Origin of the sequence: Rhodococcus sp. ZPP, assembly GCF_017656075.1 — a bacterium.
Taxonomy (GTDB): domain Bacteria; phylum Actinomycetota; class Actinomycetes; order Mycobacteriales; family Mycobacteriaceae; genus Rhodococcus_F; species Rhodococcus_F oxybenzonivorans.
Window position 1 is genome coordinate 4469768 of sequence record NZ_CP058638.1, and the last position, 16965, is coordinate 4486732.

14 protein-coding genes are annotated in these 16965 nt (G+C 66.1%); 7 read left to right on the forward strand and 7 right to left on the reverse strand.

Going from position 1 to position 16965, the window contains the following annotated elements; translation table 11 throughout:
• Positions 1-113 precede the first annotated feature (113 nt).
• The 3 genes from HYG77_RS20900 to HYG77_RS20910 all read left to right on the forward strand — a co-directional run bounded on the left by HYG77_RS20900 (position 114) and on the right by HYG77_RS20910 (position 5131).
• Positions 114-1460, forward strand: a complete 1347-nt coding sequence (locus tag HYG77_RS20900; RefSeq protein ID WP_109333256.1) for an acetyl-CoA C-acetyltransferase — start codon at positions 114-116, stop codon at positions 1458-1460.
• Between the two features lie 330 nt (positions 1461-1790).
• Positions 1791-3992, forward strand: a complete 2202-nt coding sequence (locus HYG77_RS20905) for a VanW family protein (RefSeq protein ID WP_208960457.1) — start codon at positions 1791-1793, stop codon at positions 3990-3992.
• A 143-nt stretch (positions 3993-4135) separates the two neighbouring features.
• Complete coding sequence (locus HYG77_RS20910) at positions 4136-5131, forward strand: hypothetical protein (protein ID WP_208960458.1); 996 nt, start codon at positions 4136-4138, stop codon at positions 5129-5131.
• 106 nt (positions 5132-5237) lie between these two features.
• Here the strand turns inward: HYG77_RS20910 and HYG77_RS20915 are convergent, their stop codons facing one another.
• From HYG77_RS20915 to HYG77_RS20925, 3 genes are all read right to left on the reverse strand, one after another.
• Complete coding sequence (locus HYG77_RS20915) at positions 5238-7073, reverse strand: acyl-CoA dehydrogenase (RefSeq protein ID WP_109333252.1); 1836 nt, start codon at positions 7071-7073, stop codon at positions 5238-5240.
• A gap of 82 nt (positions 7074-7155) precedes the next feature.
• Complete coding sequence (locus tag HYG77_RS20920; RefSeq protein WP_109333250.1) at positions 7156-7779, reverse strand: class I SAM-dependent methyltransferase; 624 nt, start codon at positions 7777-7779, stop codon at positions 7156-7158.
• 56 nt (positions 7780-7835) lie between these two features.
• On the reverse strand, positions 7836-8951 hold the full coding sequence (locus HYG77_RS20925; protein WP_109335350.1) for a DUF4185 domain-containing protein: 1116 nt from the start codon (positions 8949-8951) through the stop codon (positions 7836-7838).
• 285 nt (positions 8952-9236) lie between these two features.
• Here HYG77_RS20925 and HYG77_RS20930 point away from each other — a divergent pair, with 285 nt between their 5' ends.
• Both HYG77_RS20930 and HYG77_RS20935 read left to right on the forward strand, forming a co-directional pair.
• Entirely contained in the window at positions 9237-10256 is a 1020-nt protein-coding gene (locus tag HYG77_RS20930; RefSeq protein ID WP_109333248.1) for a beta-ketoacyl-ACP synthase III, read from the forward strand.
• A gap of 139 nt (positions 10257-10395) precedes the next feature.
• Positions 10396-11043: a DUF3060 domain-containing protein gene (locus HYG77_RS20935; protein ID WP_208960459.1), complete on the forward strand. Its 648-nt coding sequence runs from the start codon at positions 10396-10398 to the stop codon at positions 11041-11043.
• On the opposite strand, the gene HYG77_RS20940 is transcribed toward HYG77_RS20935, so the two are convergent.
• The 3 genes from HYG77_RS20940 to HYG77_RS20950 all read right to left on the reverse strand — a co-directional run bounded on the left by HYG77_RS20940 (position 11044) and on the right by HYG77_RS20950 (position 14429).
• Complete coding sequence (locus HYG77_RS20940; RefSeq protein WP_109333244.1) at positions 11044-11805, reverse strand: HNH endonuclease family protein; 762 nt, start codon at positions 11803-11805, stop codon at positions 11044-11046.
• Between the two features lie 74 nt (positions 11806-11879).
• Positions 11880-13037 (reverse strand): nucleotide pyrophosphatase/phosphodiesterase family protein, encoded by a 1158-nt coding sequence (locus tag HYG77_RS20945; RefSeq protein WP_208960460.1) that lies wholly within the window; start codon positions 13035-13037, stop codon positions 11880-11882.
• Positions 13038-13073: 36 nt separating this feature from the next.
• Positions 13074-14429 (reverse strand): cytochrome P450, encoded by a 1356-nt coding sequence (locus HYG77_RS20950; protein ID WP_208960461.1) that lies wholly within the window; start codon positions 14427-14429, stop codon positions 13074-13076.
• 86 nt (positions 14430-14515) lie between these two features.
• Between HYG77_RS20950 and HYG77_RS20955 the strand changes: the two genes are divergently transcribed.
• Both HYG77_RS20955 and HYG77_RS20960 read left to right on the forward strand, forming a co-directional pair.
• Positions 14516-15130 carry a TetR family transcriptional regulator gene (locus tag HYG77_RS20955; protein WP_109333238.1) on the forward strand — a complete coding sequence of 205 codons (615 nt, stop codon included), beginning with the start codon at positions 14516-14518 and terminating at the stop codon, positions 15128-15130.
• Positions 15131-15179: 49 nt separating this feature from the next.
• Positions 15180-16103: an alpha/beta hydrolase gene (locus HYG77_RS20960; protein WP_159924171.1), complete on the forward strand. Its 924-nt coding sequence runs from the start codon at positions 15180-15182 to the stop codon at positions 16101-16103.
• 3 nt (positions 16104-16106) lie between these two features.
• On the opposite strand, the gene HYG77_RS20965 is transcribed toward HYG77_RS20960, so the two are convergent.
• A complete protein-coding gene (locus tag HYG77_RS20965) occupies positions 16107-16880 on the reverse strand; it encodes a VOC family protein (RefSeq protein ID WP_208960462.1) in 774 nt (257 codons plus the stop codon).
• Positions 16881-16965: the final 85 nt, after the last annotated feature.

A 16965-nucleotide genomic window follows, 5' to 3' on the forward strand; every position in this document is an offset into this window, starting at 1 on the left:
TCGTTTGGCGGTCAGTCACCGAGCACCAAAAGAAGTGCGGTGTCGACAAGTAACTTACTCCTGAGTAAGAATAGTAGCCAACAGGTAATCGCACCAGATCCTTGGAGACGTCAGTGACCAGCAAAGCTCGCACCAATTCGAACTCCGACGCGACGCCGAAGCCAGGCGGGAAGCAGCAGCGTCCCGTCGCCATCGTCGGCGGCAATCGCATCCCGTTCGCACGCTCGGACAAGGCGTACGCACAGGCGTCCAACCAGGACATGTTCACCGCGACCCTCGACGGCTTGGTGAGTCGCTTCCATCTGCAGGGCGAGAAGCTCGGACTCGTCGCGGGTGGCGCCGTTCTCAAGCACAGCCGCGACTTCAACCTGATGCGGGAATGTGTGCTCGGCAGCGCGCTCAGCCCGTACACGCCCGCCTTCGACCTGCAACAGGCGTGCGGTACCGGCCTCCAGTCGATCGTCGCCGTCGGTGACGCGATCGCGGCGGGTCGCATCGACGCCGGTATCGGTGGCGGTGTCGACACCACGTCCGACGCACCGATCGGCGTCAACGACGACCTCCGCGAGTTCCTGCTGTCGCTCAACCGGGCGAAGAGCACGGGCGATCGCATCAAGCTGCTCGCCAACGTGCGGCCGTCGATGCTGGGTATCGAGATCCCCCGCAACGGTGAACCCCGGACCGGCCTGTCCATGGGCGAGCATGCGGCGATCACTGCCAAGGAGTTCGGCGTTCGACGCGAGGACCAGGACGAGCTGGCCGCCGCGAGCCACAAGAACATGGCCGCCGCCTACGACCGCGGATTCTTCGACGATCTGGTGACCCCGTTCCTGGGCCTCACCCGCGACGACAACCTGCGTCCGGGGTCCACCGTCGAGAAGCTGTCCACGCTGAAGCCGGTATTCGGGGTGAAGGCGGGCGATGCGACGATGACCGCCGGAAACTCCACGCCGCTCACCGATGGAGCGTCCGCGGTCCTGCTGTCGAGCGAGGAGTGGGCGGCCGAGCGCAAGTTGCCGGTCCTGGCCCACCTCGTCGACTCCGAAACCGCGTCCGTCGACTACATCCACGGCAAGGACGGCCTGCTCATGGCCCCCACCTATGCCATCCCGCGGCTGCTGGCCCGCAACGGCCTCACCCTGCAGGACTTCGACTACTACGAGATCCACGAAGCCTTCGCGTCCGTCGTTCTCGCGACGCTGCAGGCGTTCGAGTCGGATGAGTACTGCAAGGAGCGTCTGGGGCTCGACGGCGCCCTCGGCTCGATCGACCGCAGCAAGCTGAACGTCAACGGGTCGTCGCTGGCGGCCGGTCACCCGTTCGCGGCGACGGGCGGGCGCATCGTGGCGTCGCTGGCGAAGATGCTTCGCGAGAAGGCCGGCACCAACGGTTCGGCCCGCGGATTGATCTCGATCTGCGCCGCCGGCGGGCAGGGTGTGACGGCAATCATAGAGGCGTAATTCGACTGGCCTTTCCGGTAGCTGTCGGATCGGAAAGGCCAGTTCGCGCGCGTCCGGTGAAGGGATCCGGCGACGAGGGGTGGTCGAATCCCCGAAATATTTCTCCGCAGGTGTAACGCTGGAGATTAGCTGGCGATACTCCCATCAGCCCCGTGTTGCTGCCTGACCCCCGACCTGGCAGCAGCGCGGGGCTCCTGCATTTTCGGCGGCCGGTAGTCTGTCGTGGGGGGTCCGGACCGGAGATCGCTGAAATCGGACGCCGCTTGAAATGCACCGAGCGCCGACGGCAAGCTGAAGCCGGCAACGAAGATACTCGGTGAGAGGGCCACGGTGAACGACGAAGACCGCGAAGCAGGGAGCGCAGCACCCCAACGGTCGACGCCTGATGCTGCTCCCGAGAACCCGGTTTCGCCCGACCCTCAGCCCACACCGCCGAGCGCTGACGACGACGCGCCCACGACTCGACTGGACCTCGGCGATCTGGCATCACGCCCCGAACCGCTGTGGGTGGAACCTGCGCCCAACGAGGACGAGACGCAGGTGATCCCGGTGATCACACCGGACGCCGCGAGCGGGCCGACACAGGCGTACACGGCAGGTCCGGCGGATGAACCGACGGTCCTCGCGCCCGCATCTCCTCCACCGCCGGAAGCGGCGCCTCCGGCGGGTGGAGAACCGACCGGCGACGTCCCACCCCCCGCCGCTCCGCCCCCCGCCGTTCTGCCCCTCGACGCGGGTGGTCCGAAGGGGCCCCGGTGGGGAAAGATCGCCGCGGTCATCGGTGGTGTCTTCGCGATTATCGGCATCGCCTACGCGGCCGACCTCGCGATGTCGTCCGGGAAGCTGCCACGCGGAGTGACGGTGGCCGGGGTCGACGTGGGCGGTTCGTCCCGCGCCGACGCCGAAGCCATCCTGCAAGCGCAGGTCGGGCCGCGCGTGAATCAGCCGGTGTCGGTGAAGGCCGGCGACGTATTCGCCGAGCTCGTGCCTGCCCAGGCGGGACTCGATGTCGACTGGCAGGCCACGCTCGACCGGGCTGATGCCCAGCCGCTCAATCCGTTCACCCGAATGGCGTCGTTCTTCACCTCCGACGAGATCGGTGTCGTGTCGACGCGGGACGAGTCCGCGTTAGCGGCTGCCGTCGACAACCTGCGGTCCCGCACCGACCGAGCCTCCCGCGAGGGAACGGTGGTGTTCGAGGGGCCCACACCTGTCCCCGTCGACCCATCCGCGGGCCAAAACCTGAACGGCGAGGGCGCCGAGGCGGCAATTGTGGAGAACTGGGCGTTCGGCGGCCCGGTGGAGTTGCCCGTCGACGCGGTGCCGGTAACCGTGACCAAGGAGGGCGTCCAGACGGCGCTCGACGAGATCGCGGTGCCGGCCGCCTCCGCTGACCTGGTCGTCCCGGGCCGCAACGGCTCGGTCGCCACCCTGCCACGGCAGCAGATCGGCGCCGTGCTCGGATTCCGCCCGGACGGGAACGGTGGCTTGACGCCCGAGTACAACGTCGACGCTGCGATCGGAATACTCGCGCCGCAGCTCGTCTCGACGGAGATCATGCCCAAGGACGCCACGATCACGCTCGACGGGGGATCGCCCCGCGTCGTTCCCGCAGTCGTCGGTGACCTGATCCAGTGGCCCAAAACGTTGGAGACATTGCCGCAGCTCCTCGCGACTCCCGGTTCGCACACCACCCCGGCCGTGTACGGCCCGGTCCCGCCGGCCCTGACCACCGAGGCGGCGCAAGCCCTCGGCGTCAACGAGGTGATCAGCGAATTCACCACCGGCGGCTTCTCCGCGGCTTCGGGTACCAACATCAGGCTGGCGGCCAGCGAAATCAACGGTGCGCTGATCAAGCCCGGCGACACGTTCTCCCTCAACGGACATACCGGTCCGCGTGGAGCCGCTCAGGGTTACGTGGAGTCGGGGATCATCAACAACGGCCGCCCCGACACGGCCGTCGGTGGCGGTGTCAGTCAGGTGGCGACGACGCTCTACAACGCGGCCTACTTCGCCGGCATGGAAGACGTCGCGCACACCGAGCACTCCTACTACATTTCGCGCTATCCGGAGGCGCGGGAGGCCACGGTCTTCGAAGGGGCCATCGATCTCCAGTTCCGCAACACGGCGAAGACCGGGGTCATGATCCAGGCGATCGGCGGCAGTTCCGAACTGACGATCAGGTTCTGGGGAACGAAGACCGTCGACGTCGACTCGATCACCGGCAATCGCACCAGACCCACGACTCCCGATACGGTCACCTTGCCCGCCGGGGATCACTGCATCCCGTCGAGCGGCGCGCCCGGCTTCACCGCCAGCGACACCCGGGTGATCACCGACCGCGCCACCGGCCGGGAAATCTCCCGCAACACCCGGACCGTGCGCTACGACCCCGTGCCGATCGTGAAGTGCGAAGCACCCGAACCTGTCCCCGCCCCCAAGCCCGACGATCGCACCCCCGCGGCGGCCCCCACCTCTCCATCCGCCACCCCGTCTCCGGCGCCGAAGCCCGGCCCGGACGACGGCGAGTAGCCGCACCCCTTCTGGGCAAGCGCACTCATTCTCGCGCCCCATTTCGTACGCGGAAGCCGATAAGGGGTGCGGCTGTGCGGGAGTTGTCCACAGATCGAAGATCGGTAATGCGGCTGAACTGTGCGCCCGCGAGGATCATCGCTATGGAACACGATCCGGCGGAGTTGATCCTGAGGCGGGACGCACTAGCGGCCGGTTTCACAGACGACGAAATACGGCGCCGCTACTCGCGAGGAGAGTGGCGACGGCTCGGTTCCGGCGCGTATCTCGTCGAACCGGCGTTCAAGCGTGCGACGCCCGAAGCACGTCACCGGCTTCTGATCGACGCCGCAGTTCCCCGAATGTCGCGGGACGCAGTACTGAGCCACCAATCGGCAGCTGTCGTATACGGATTACCAGTGTGGAGAACGCCACTCGATCGGGTGCACTTCACCAGAAATCGCCAGGGTGGCGGGCGTATCAAGAACCGTGTGGCGGTGCATTGCTCGTCACTGAACGACCAAGTAGTGGAGGTGGACGGGTACCTCGTGACCACTCCGTCACGGATGATCGTGGATCTCGGCCGTACGCTCCCATTCGAGCAGGCCGTTGTGACCGGAGACGCGGCCGTTCGGACCTTCGGTATCAGGCGCGACGAATTGGAATGCGAACTCGCATCTGCTCAGGGCCGGAAGGGTGTGAGTGCTGCCCGCCGTGTGGTGCACTTTCTCACCGGATACAGCGAAAGTGTCGGGGAATCCCGCAGTCGAGTGATGTTCGCGGCAATGGGGCTTCCCTCGCCATCGCAGCAGGGTGTGGTTCGGGGATACGACGACAGAATCCTCGGCCGCGTCGACTTCTACATCGAGAGCTCGGCGTTCCTGGGCGAATTCGACGGACGCGTGAAATACGCCCGGTTGCTGAAAGCTGGTCAACAACCGGGCGACGCGGTGTTCGACGAGAAACGGCGCGAAGATGCGATGCGAGAGCTCGGCTTCCAGATGGTCCGATGGACATGGGAAGACCTGGGTGATCCTCTTCGGCTCGCTGCTCGCATCCGGCGGGTCCTCGCACGAGGAGGCGCATCGCTTCCACCGTCGGGAAGGGTTGAGCCCTCGGCGCTGCCTGCGCCGCGGCAGCTGACGTTGCGCACTGTGTGAGCATCGAAACGCACCCCTCCTCTGCAGACGCACCCGGAATAAGGTCCGGAAAGCGGTGCGTGTGCGGAGAAGGGGTGCGTCTGCGGAAACCAGAAGCTACAGCCGATCAGAACGCGGCTTCGTCGAGCTCCATGATGTCGTTGTCGATGTTCGCGATGATGCCGCGGATGGCGGTGAGTTCGGGGAGGACGTTCTTGGCGAAGAAGGACGCGATGGCGACCTTGCCCTCGTAGAACGCCTTGTCCTTGTCCGACGCGCCTTCGTCGAGCGCCTTGATCGCGATCTCCGAGTGACGCAGCAGCTGCCAGCCGATCATCAGGTCACCGACGGCGAGGAGGAAACGCACGGAACCGAGTCCGACCTTGTACAGCTCGGACGGCTGCTCCTGGGCGCCCATGAGGTAGCCGGTGAGGGTGGCGGCCATGGTCTGGACGTCGTCGAGCGCGGTGGCGAGCAGTGCGCGCTCCGCCTTGAGGCGACCGTTGCCTGCCTCGCTGTCGATGAACTTCTTGATCTCGCCGGAGACGTGGGCGAGTGCCACGCCGCGGTCGCGAGCGATCTTCCGGAAGAAGAAGTCCTGGGCCTGGATGGCGGTGGTGCCCTCGTACAGCGAGTCGATCTTGGCGTCGCGGATGTACTGCTCGATGGGGTAGTCCTGCAGGAAGCCGGAGCCACCGAAGGTCTGCAGGCTTTCGGTCAGGTACTGGTACGCACGTTCGGAGCCGACACCCTTGACGATGGGCAGCAGCAGGTCGTTGATGCGGAACGCGAGGTCCTTGTCGGCACCGGAGACGAGCTTGGCGGTGGCCTCGTCCTGGTGTGCGGCGGTGTAGAGGTACACGGCGCGCAGGCCCTCGGAGTACGCCTTCTGCATGGCGAGGGCGCGCCGGACGTCGGGGTGATGCGTGATGGTGACGCGGGGGGCGGTCTTGTCCGTCATCTGCGTGAGGTCGGCGCCCTGGACGCGTTCCTTGGCGTAGTCGAGCGCGTTGAGGTAACCGGTCGACAGGGTGGCAATTGCCTTGGTGCCCACCATCATGCGGGCGTGCTCGATGACGTCGAACATCTGCGCGATGCCGTTGTGGACCTCGCCGACGAGCCAGCCCTGGGCCGGGACGCCGTGGCCGCCGAAGGTGACCTCACACGTGGTGGACACCTTGAGGCCCATCTTGTGCTCGACGTTGGTGACGAAGACGCCGTTGCGCTCACCGAACTCGTTGGTTTCGAAGTTGAAATGCGTCTTCGGGACGAAGAACAGGGACAGGCCCTTGGTGCCCGGTCCCGCGCCCTCGGGGCGGGCGAGAACGAGGTGGAAGATGTTCTCGAAGAGGTCGTCGGAGTCTGCGGAGGTGATGAACCGCTTGACGCCTTCGATGTGCCAGGAGCCGTCGTCCTGCTTGATCGCCTTGGTGCGGCCCGCGCCCACGTCGGATCCGGCGTCGGGCTCGGTGAGGACCATGGTGGCGCCCCAGCCGCGCTCGACGATGGTGGCGGCCCACTTCTTCTGCTCTTCGGTGCCGTTGTGGAACAGCACGTCCGCGAACGCGGGTCCGGCCTGGTACATGTGCGCGGCCGGCTGCGAGCCGAGGATCAACTCTCCGATGGCCCAGACCACGGAGCGGGGGACGGGAACGCCGCCGATCTCTTCGGAGATGCCCATGCGGAACCACTCGGCGTCCCACAATGCGCGGAAGGACTTCTTGAAGGACTCCGGCAGCGTGACGGTGTGGGTTTCGGGATCGAAGACCGGAGGGTTGCGGTCGGCGTCGGCGAACGCCTCACCCAGCGGTCCCTCGGCGAGGCGGGCAACTTCGCTGAGCATGTTGCGGACTGTGTCGGCGTCGAGATCGCCCCACACGCCTTCGCTCAGCGGCTGCTCGAGACCGAGGACCTCGAAGAGGTTGAACTCCAGGTCGCGGACGTTGCTCTTGTAATGGCCCATGTCTTCTGTCTCTCCCAGTGAGATGGTGCGGTCTATCAGTAAGTACCGCCCAAGTTATTACTCGTCGGTAACATCGCCGATATTACGCCCCAATATCCCGACTGCCAAGACTCGGGCGGTGTGCCACGACGAGTGCGTCGATCGCGGTTCCTGCATCCGTCTCGCGGAAGCGCCGTTCTGCAAGATCGATGTCGACGCGGCCATTCAGCTCGGTCGTCAAATCCTCTGGGGTGAACAGTATTTCGGGATCCTGAGGCCCCCCGACTCCTTGCGACAAGTTAACGGCGTCATGCCCCAGAATCATGAGGATTCCATCAGGTTTCAACGCGGATATGGCGCGGTTCACAACCTTGCGACGCTCCGCGGGCGGCAGATGGAGGTAGATGACGAGGACGAGGTCGTACTCGGTGCCGAAGTCGGATTCGGTGACATCGGCGACGCGGTAGTCGAGCCGTTCACGCACCGAGCGGGGTGCTTCGGCCGCCACTCGCCGGGCCTTGTCGATCGCGACAGCGGAGTAGTCGAGCCCCGTCACTTCCCACCCGCGGGTGGCGAGCCACAGCGCGTTGCGGCCCTCCCCACAGGCCAGGTCGAGCGCCCGACCCCGGTTGAGCGCGGTGACCTGCTCGACCACGACGGCGTTGGGTGGCGCACCCCACACCAGTTCGCTGTCTGCATACCGTTCGTCCCAGTCAGATGCGTCCATGGCCCCGACGCTAGTGCGCGTCGGGGCCATGGAGGAAACGTGGAACGACTCGGGACTCAGGGAGTCAAGGTGGTGCGCATCAACAGCACGTTGTAGTTGCTGTGCACCGTGGTGAGGAAGTAGAGGTCGGGACCGGACGACCACGGGTGGATGTACGCGCCGTACGCGCTGGGGAGTTCCCGGGCGTCGACGAGGGTCTCGGGTCCGCTCCATGGTCCGGTGATCGAGGGGGAGCGGCGCATCACGACGGAGTTGTTGTGGTCGGTGGTCAGCATGAGGAACTGTCCGAGGTATTCGTTGTAGGCAACGGACAACTCACCGACGCCTCCGGCGACGATCGGCCTGGCGACGTCCGGGTTCCCCTTGATCCACTTGCCGCCGTCGAAGTACTCGTAGGCGCCGAGGTCCATGATCTGGGCCTCGGGGACGCGAGCGACGTGGACGAGTCCGCCGCGGCCGGCCGGCGTTCCGTACTGGTAGACGAAGCCACCGCCCTTGACGAACGCGCTCATCTGGAAGTTGGCGTTGCCTCCGACGTTCGGGCGCTGGGTTTCGGGTGCGACGGTCCAGTTCTCGCCGTTGTCGTGCGAGTAGACGAGACCGGAATAGTTGGTGTCCCACGTTCCCGCGGGACCCCAGTTCTTCACCGACATCATGCTCATCACCTGGGTGTTGCCCACGGCGACACCTGCGGTGGGGATGCGGCTGATCTCGACGAACGGGATCTTGGGGCTGGGAACGAGTTCCTTGGACTGCCCGAAGATGTCGCGCGGCGAACTGTCGAAGTTCATGCCGTCGGACAGGATGCCGTCGGAACTGCGGAACAGGGTGCTGCTGCGCCACGCCCAGATGCTGCCCGACAGCAGGTTGGGCAGTCCGAGCCCGGCGGAGTCACCGAACGCGGTGAGGACCTGCCCCTGGCCGTTGTCCCACATGATGCCGAGGTCGGTGCCGAGGACGTTGGCGTCCTGGGTGCGGTTCGGGCTGAGCAGGCCGGTCTGCTGGGCGACGGCTTGGGTACGGCCGGTGAGATGCGGGATACCGTTGGTGCCGTTGAGCCCTGGAATGGGGTTGACGACGTTCGGGTTGGCCGCGGCCGGTACGGCGAAGGCGATCAACGACGCGGCGACGCTGGCGATGGACGCTGCGGCAAGGGCTGTGGTGCGCTTCACGAAGTGGTACTCCATCTCTAGCAGCAGGCGGCTTCCCCGGGTCCGTGGGACCCTTCCCCCTACCGGTGATCAACTGCTGGAAATCGAAGGAAGTCTAGCAAGTCGGGTCCCGCCGAAGTGTCGCTTCGAGTAGTGAGTTCGTTTCTGTCCGGACACGACGGCCTGAGGTTACCGACGAGTAACAGTAACCGGTGCTACCCGCTGGGGCGGTGCCGACGTAACGTGTGGAACGAGCAAGTCCACACCGCGCGGAGACGACGCGGGACCTGATGAGGAGATCGATCGATGGGAAAGCAGATTGCCACCCTGACCGGAGGTCGGCAGTCCGCCCTTCTCGGGCTCGGCGTGTACCGGCCGGAACGGGTCGTCACCAATGACGAGATCTGTGAGCTGATCGACTCGAATGACGAGTGGATCCAGTCCCGCTCCGGCATCCGCAATCGCCGCTTCGCCGCGGAGGACGAGAACGTGGTCACGATGTCGATCGCCGCGGGCCGCGAGGCGATCGCGGCGAGCGGTATCGCTCCCGAGCAGATCGGGTGTGTCATCGTCGCCACGTCGACGTACCTCCTGCTGACACCGCCCGCCGCCGCGGTGGTCGCCGACGCGCTGGGGACCAACGGCCCGGGCGCTTTCGACCTCGGGGGCGGTTGCGCGGGATTCTGCACCGCCCTGGCCGTGGCGTCGGACATGGTCCGTGGCGGTTCCATCGACTACGCCCTGGTGGTGGGCGTCGAGAAGATGAGCATCACCACCGACCCCACCGACCGCTCGACCCGATTCATCTTCGGCGACGGCGCGGGCGCCGTCGTGGTCGGCAAGAGTGACGTCGCCGGTATCGGACCGGTGGAGTGGGGGTCGGACGGCTCGCAGGCCGACGCCATCGTGCAGGACCTGGATTGGTACGAATACATCACGACGCCGGGCGCCACCCGCCCGTACATCAAGATGGCCGGAACCGCGGTATTCCGCTGGGCCGCCTTCGAGATGGGCAAGGTGGCACTGCGTGCGGTCGAGAAGGCCGGCATGACCGTGGACGACCTCGACGCATTCGTCCCGCACCAGGCCAATTCGCGGATCACCGAGGTCATCGCTCGCAGCATGAAGCTGCCGGAGAGTGTTCCCGTCTCCGACGACATCGCCGAGAGCGGCAATACATCCGCTGCCTCGGTACCCCTGGCGATGGAGGCCATGCTGAAGTCCGGCGACACGAAGCCGGGCGACACTGCCCTGCTTCTCGCGTTCGGGGCCGGGCTGTCGTATGCCGCTCAGGTCGTGACGATGCCGGCCCTCCCGAAGAGCTGATCCTGTACCCGACCTCGGGGCCGCGGTGTACTCGTGGCTCCGAGGTTTCGGGCGAGGTCACTGCCGGCTAGTTCTGCGAGTGTGACACCCCCTGTCCGGGAGAAGAGGGCACGGGTCCGGGACGAGGAGGCAGGGATCGATGAACGTGACACGGCAGGGCGGTGGCATCCGTGTGCCGGTTCTGACCGCTTCCGTCTTTCTGACGGTCGGCGCCGTGTGCCTCACCGGTTGCGGAAACGTGGCGTCGGACGACCGCGCGGCGTCGTCGTCAGGAGATTCGGCTGTCGAGCTGAACGCCGGTGGTGACTGTGCCGGCCGGGATGTCGTCGTCAACCGGGACGGGGCGGGCATCGTGCTCGACGGAGAATGCGGCACGGTCACGATCGAGGCCAACGGCGTGTCGGCCGACATCGGCAGCTCGGACGCCGTGCTGATCCGTGGCCAGGACACCAACGTGATCGGCGGCCGCACCGGCACTCTCACCGTCGCCGGGCGCACCAACAGTGCGAACATCGAGACGGTGGAGGCCATCGAGGTGCAGGGCAACGGTGTGACAGTGGTGGGTAAGCAGGCGGGGCGGATCTCGGTCGCCGGCAGCGGTAACTCGATCACCGTGGACGACTCGGGTGTGACGACGGTGAGTGGCAACGACAACTTCGTGCGCGCACAGGAGATGGACAGTGTGGAGCTGACCGGGTCGAACAACTCGGTGGACTGGGAGACCGGTGCCGCCGCTCCGGTGTCCGACTCGGGCTCGGAGAACCGGCTCACCGCACCGGGGCAGTAGTCACCGCGCGCCGCACTCGGTGAGCACACCGGCCATGGCGTCGCGCTCGGCTGGGGTGACCCAGAGGCGGTATGCCGCTTTTACTTCCACCTGCCGGGCCACATAGGTGCATCGGTAGTTCTTCAGTGGCGGCAGCCAGGTGGAGGCGTCCGCATCGCTCTTGCGTTGGTTCGTGGGACCGTCCACCGCCTGGAGGTTGCGCGGATCGTTCGCGAGGTCGGCCCGTGTCTGGGCGTCGAGGAGCTGGGCGCCCTTCTGCCACGCGTCGGACAGCGCGACCACGTGGTCGATCTGCACCGCGTCCGACGTCTTCGGGCCACGGGTGAAGGCAATGACGCTGCCGGTGTACAGGTCTCGCAGCGTCCCGGACTGCACCACGCAGTTTCGGGTGCGATCCCGAGAGGTGATGTCGACGAGGTCGCGTCGCAGGATGTCGTTGCGGGTGTCGCAGCCGTTGCGGCCGAGTTCGACGGAGACGTTGTCGGTCCAGCTGCTGCCGAAGAGTTCCCGGTCGTATCCGGTCTTGGGGGCGCGGCCCTTGACTTCGAGGGTTGCCAACTGTGCGAACGCCGTTTGTATCTGCTGTGCGTCAGTGGCTTCCGGCAGGATGGGCGGGCCGGTGCCTGCGGCGAGGGTGTCGTCGGACTGCGGGGCCAGCATTGCTGCAAACACGATGACGGCGATGGCGGCGAGGATCCAGGGCCACCTGCTTCTGACGGTCGAGATGATGGTGCGATGATTCGGTACCGCAGTGCGGGGCATGAATGTCTCCTGGATTCAACAGCGTTCGCTATTTCTACCAGGAGTGGCCCGCAGTGCCGGTGGCCGACCCGGGACTAACCAGCGGTGTGCAGCAGGGGAATCAGCAACTCGTCGTCGGTGAGTGCGCCGTGTTGACCGGGAAGGGCGGACAACCGCGACTCCTTCTTCCGCCGCACCACCGCGACACCGTCCAGTGCGATTGCCACGACGTCACCGATACGCCCGGCGATGTCGGATCGAACGGCGGGGCCGAACAGCCCGGCAGTGATCGCCTCGTCTCTCGTGCCGATCCACATACGAGGGCCGAGTGCTTGCCGCCACCGTGCTGCCACGTCGCCGGCGGCTCCGCTCCGGGTGTGCACGTGCCGGCACCGGGGCTCGCCGGCGAGTGCGATGACGTCGTCCGACAACCTCGAATCCGCATCGAAGTCCAATTTGTCGACGTCGTCCACGGTGACCATGCCGTGATCGGCGGTGATGTACAGAGTGGGATTCCCGGGCACGGTCGCGAGGGCGCGGGCAAGATTCTCGACGAGTGCGTCGACGATGGCCACTTGCTGTGTCCACGACTCCGATCCCGGACCGTACACGTGTCCGAGGGTGTCGATTTCGCTGAGATAGCAGTAAGTGAGGGTGCGGTCGCCGGTACGGGAGGCGGTGATCACCTGCGCGATCAGATCACCGTACGCATGTATGCCGGTGAAGGTTCCACCGCGCAGCACCGCTCGGGTGAGACCGGACCCGTCGAATTTTGCCGGTAGCACGTTGGCGCACCGAACTCCGTCTGCCGCAGCGCGTTCGAACACAGTGGGTGTCGGCAGGGCGACCTCGGGGACGAGGCGTGCGAGTTCGTCGCCTCGGCGCCCCGCCCGCCACGACAACCAATTCAGCGTGCCCGAAACCTCACGGACGTATGACTGGTACCCGGTGATGCCGTGACTGCCCGACGGTAATCCGGTGCCGAGGGAAGCGATGCTGGTTGCCGTCGTGGTGGGAAACCCGGCTCGAATCGGCCGGCCCGCGAGACTGCACAGAAATGGCGCGTGGTCTCGATGCTGATTCAGTGCGTTCCAGCCCAACCCGTCGAGAAGCAGCACGACGGTGTGCCGGCTGTCCGGGAGCTCGAGGGGGTTCGCTTCACCCGCCACCCCGAGCGAGGCCAGGACGGACGGCATCAGGGTGGACAGAGTGGGCTGCGAGTACACGTCGAGCGCAGGCGCCGTAGTGGTCATGGGTCCACTATGCGGGATGGACGGCGCCCGTCGTGATCACAACCGGTGACGAAGGTCGACGGGTTGCCCGTCGGAGGGGTACGGCAGCGAGGTGTAGTTGAGCGGCGCGCGGTATCCGGGATCGACGTGCCAATCGAAGCGCTGGAGCAGGTGATGCATGACCGTCTTGATCTCGGCGCCGGCGAAATGCATACCGAGGCATTTGTGTACACCCCCACCGAACGGCTCCCAGGCGTATCGGTGAATCTTGTCTTCCCGTCGCTCGGGTGCGAAACGTTCGGGATCGAACTTCTCCGGATCGGGCCAGTATTCGGCCATGTGGTGGGTGAAGTGCACGACCACCGATACGTACGAGCCCCGTGGAATGTAGCGACCCAGCACCTCCGTGTCCTTGACCGCCCGCCGGGACACCACCGGGACCGGCGGCACCAGCCGCATGCACTCCTTCATGACGAGGTCGAGGTCGGTGAGCTCGTCGAGCTGGTCGTAACTCGGCGTGGACGTTCCCAGCGCCGCCGACTGCCGACGGCATCGCTCCTGCCATTCCGGATGCTGACCCAGGTACTGCATCATCGTCGACAGCGTGATGGTGGACGTGTCGTGCGCAGCCATCAGCAGAAAGATCATGTGGTTGATGACGTCGTCGTCGCTGAACCGTTGTCCGTCTTCGGATTCGATGTGGCACAGCGTGGTGAACAGGTCGTCGCCCGTGCCTGCCCTGCGCGCCGGCAGGTATCGGCGGAAGAACTTCTCGAGGCGTGCTCGCCCGTCGATTCCACGCTTCCAGCGAGTGCCCGGCAACGGGAAGCGAACCACGGAGGTGGCAGCCTGGACGCAATCGATGAAGGCCTTGTTGACCTCGACCATCTCCTGGTGCGACGACCCCTCGGCGCCGCCCATGAAGATGCTCGTGGCCAGATCCAGCGTCAGTTCCTTCAACGCCGGGTACGCGGCGAAGCCTGCCCGCGGGTGCCAACCGTCCAGCGCACCCTCGACGGCGGGGTGCAGTGCCTCGGTGTAGCGGGACAGTCGTTCGCGAGTGAATGCCTGCTGCAGTATTCGCCGGTGGGCGAGGTGTTCGTCGCCGTCGAGAAGCATGAGGCCGCGGTGGAAGAACGGGCCGATGAGCACGCTCCAGCCGTCACCGTTGGCGAACGCGCGGTCCTTGTTCTGCAGCACCGTCTGGCAGCCGTCCGGCCCCATGACGGTGACCCACCGCTTGCCCGCCATGCTCAGCCACGACACGGGCCCGTACCGCTCCCAGCGGCTTTCGAGCAGTCCCATGGGGTCGCGGATGTAGTCGAGTCCCAGTCCGATGATGGGAAGTCCGGCGTTACCGGCGATGGGACTCAGGGTGCTGTCGGGAGGTGGGGGAGCAAGAAGCTTGGGCATCGGCTCTCCTCGTCGAGGATGTGACAGGACGCTCTGTCAGTTGTGTGTAGTGTGCGTCACACCGGACGGTCTGTCAACATCGAGGAATGACTCAGCCGGCGCGGCAGTACCGCGGCAGAAGTTCGCAGGAGCGGGCTGCAGATCGCCGTGCACGGCTGCTGGAAGCCGGGTTGCAGGTCTTCGGGACGGTCGGTGACAAGGCGACCATGACCGCGATCTGTGCAGAGGCAAAACTGACCGAACGATATTTCTACGAGAGCTTCCGCAGTCGCGACGATCTGCTGGTACAGGTCATCGAGGGGATCGCCGAGGAGGTGCGGGTGGCGGCGCACGCCACCCTGCAGACCGTCACCGGAGATCCCGAAGTGCGCGCGCGAGCGGCGATCGCGACGTTCGTGGAGATTCTCACGGAGGATCCGCGGAAGGGGAGGGTGTCGATCATCGAATCGGCGGGTGCCGAACCGCTGCGCACACGACGCCGTCAGTTGCTGCGCGCGTTCGCGTCGATGGTTGCAGAAGAGTCCAAGGCGCTCTACGGGGACCGCGCGTGGTCGTCGCCGCAGGACGAGATCACCGCCCTGCTGTTCGTCGGTGGGTTATCGGAGTTGATCACCGCGTGGTTGAACGGCGAGATCGAGGTGTCGCCGGAACAGATCGTCGACGCGGCGACCTACCAGTTCACATCCACCGCCCACCGCTGACCGGGACCTGGTCGAAATCGTGACCGGGGTCACGTGCGAAGCTGTGCGCATGGTCGATATCGCACGCCCACAGTTGGAGGGCACCGTAGCCGTACGCGAGGGACGACGGATCGGTTTCGCCGAGTTCGGAGCCGCCCAGGGTCGTGCGGTCATCTGGCTGCACGGCACCCCGGGCGCGCGCCGTCAGGTCCCGACCGAGGCTCGGGCGTTCGCGGAGAAGCACCATCTGCGGCTGATCGGCATCGACCGGCCGGGTGTCGGTTCGTCGACGTCCTTCCGGTACGAATCGGTACTCGACTTCTCCGAGGACCTGGGTATCGTCGCCGACACCCTGGGAATCGACCAGATGGCCATCGTGGGGCTGTCGGGCGGTGGCCCTTACACGCTGGGCGCGGCATACGCGATGCCCGACCGCGTGGTCGCCGTCGGCATTCTCGGTGGAGTCGCGCCCACGCAGGGGCCGGACGCCATCCGCAGCGGGCTCATGGACCTCGCGGTGCTGGCAGCGCCGGCGTTGGCGGCCGGCGGCATCCCCATCGGGCTGGTGGCCAGTTCCGTCATCCGCTTGGCCAGGCCGTTCGCCTCCCCGATCATCGACCTGTACGGGCGGCTGTCGCCCGAGGGGGACCGGCGCCTCCTGGCCCGCCCGGAGTTCAAGGCGATGTTCCTCGACGACCTGCTCAACGGTGGCCGCAAGCAGCTCAGTGCACCCTTCGCCGACCTGGTGCTGTTCGCGCGGGACTGGGGGTTCCGGGTGAACGAGGTGAAGACTCCGGTCCGCTGGTGGCACGGCGACTGCGACCACATCATCCCGCACCGGCACGGGGAGCACATGGTGTCGATGTTGCCGGATGCCGAGTTTCACACGATGCGCGGCGAGAGTCACCTCGGCGGGCTAGGCATGGCCGAGGAAATCCTCACGTCGCTGCTCGACATCTGGGACGCGCGCGACGCGAACTCGTCCGCGCCGTAGCGGTTACGACCGCATTCCCATGATCTGGAAGGAAGCACCCAACGGATCGGCCACCGACGCCAGCCTGCCGAACGGGCTGTCCTCCGGTTCGCGCTGAACGCTTCCGCCCAGCTCGGTCACCCGGGCCACCGCGGCGTCCGCGTCGTCGACACCGAGGTAGAACTGCCAGAACGACGGCACGCCCTCGGGAAGGAACGCGTCGGCATCCATGACGCCCGCCACCATCCGGTCGCCGATCTTCGCCTGGGAGTAGCGGAATTCGGTTGAGTCGCCCATGGATTCGTACGACCAGCCGAACACGTCCGCATAGAACGGGAGCACGGACGCATAGTTGCGGGAGAGCGTCTCGTGCCAGACGGGGGCTCCCGGTTCGTCGACGAGTCCGAAGCCGCTGTGCTGATCTGCCTGCCATACCCCGATGACCGCGCCGGCGGGATCGGCGAGGATGGCCATGGAGCCCTGGTCGCCGACGACCATGGGCGGCATCATCACCCGGCCGCCCGCGTCTGCCGCTTTCGCGGCCGTGGCCTGGGCGTCCTCGGACGCGATGTAGTTGGTCCAGATGTTGCCGTAGGGATTGCCGGGCTGCTGCGGACCCAGGCCGGCTATCGGTGAGCCGTTCTTACCGAAGATCGTGTAACCACCGTATTGAGGATCTTCATCGGTGTCGGCGGTCCACCCGAACAGGTCGGTGTAGAACGGAATGACTTGTGCGGGGTCGGAACTGGTGAGGTCGATCCAACAGGGTGCGCCGGTGAGGGACTGGCGATCGGGCATCTCGGACTCCTGGAACGTCGGCGGTGGTGGACGCGGCAGTGCTGTGGTGAGACAGGTCTGCAGGAAGTGGTGCCGGTACCGAACA

Bases quoted from the DNA above. Each gene is read 5' to 3' on its own strand.
- HYG77_RS20915 (WP_109333252.1), bottom strand. From the start codon at position 7,073: ATGGGCCATTACAAGAGCAACGTCCGCGACCTGGAGTTCAACCTCTTC.
- HYG77_RS20965 (WP_208960462.1), bottom strand. From the start codon at position 16,880: ATGCCCGATCGCCAGTCCCTCACCGGCGCACCCTGTTGGATCGACCTC.
- HYG77_RS20940 (WP_109333244.1), bottom strand. From the start codon at position 11,805: ATGCCCCGCACTGCGGTACCGAATCATCGCACCATCATCTCGACCGTC.
- HYG77_RS20955 (WP_109333238.1), top strand. From the start codon at position 14,516: ATGACTCAGCCGGCGCGGCAGTACCGCGGCAGAAGTTCGCAGGAGCGG.
- HYG77_RS20950 (WP_208960461.1), bottom strand. From the start codon at position 14,429: ATGCCCAAGCTTCTTGCTCCCCCACCTCCCGACAGCACCCTGAGTCCC.
- HYG77_RS20960 (WP_159924171.1), top strand. From the start codon at position 15,180: ATGGTCGATATCGCACGCCCACAGTTGGAGGGCACCGTAGCCGTACGC.
- HYG77_RS20910 (WP_208960458.1), top strand. From the start codon at position 4,136: ATGGAACACGATCCGGCGGAGTTGATCCTGAGGCGGGACGCACTAGCG.
- HYG77_RS20945 (WP_208960460.1), bottom strand. From the start codon at position 13,037: ATGACCACTACGGCGCCTGCGCTCGACGTGTACTCGCAGCCCACTCTG.
- HYG77_RS20920 (WP_109333250.1), bottom strand. From the start codon at position 7,779: ATGGACGCATCTGACTGGGACGAACGGTATGCAGACAGCGAACTGGTG.
- HYG77_RS20935 (WP_208960459.1), top strand. From the start codon at position 10,396: ATGAACGTGACACGGCAGGGCGGTGGCATCCGTGTGCCGGTTCTGACC.
- HYG77_RS20930 (WP_109333248.1), top strand. From the start codon at position 9,237: ATGGGAAAGCAGATTGCCACCCTGACCGGAGGTCGGCAGTCCGCCCTT.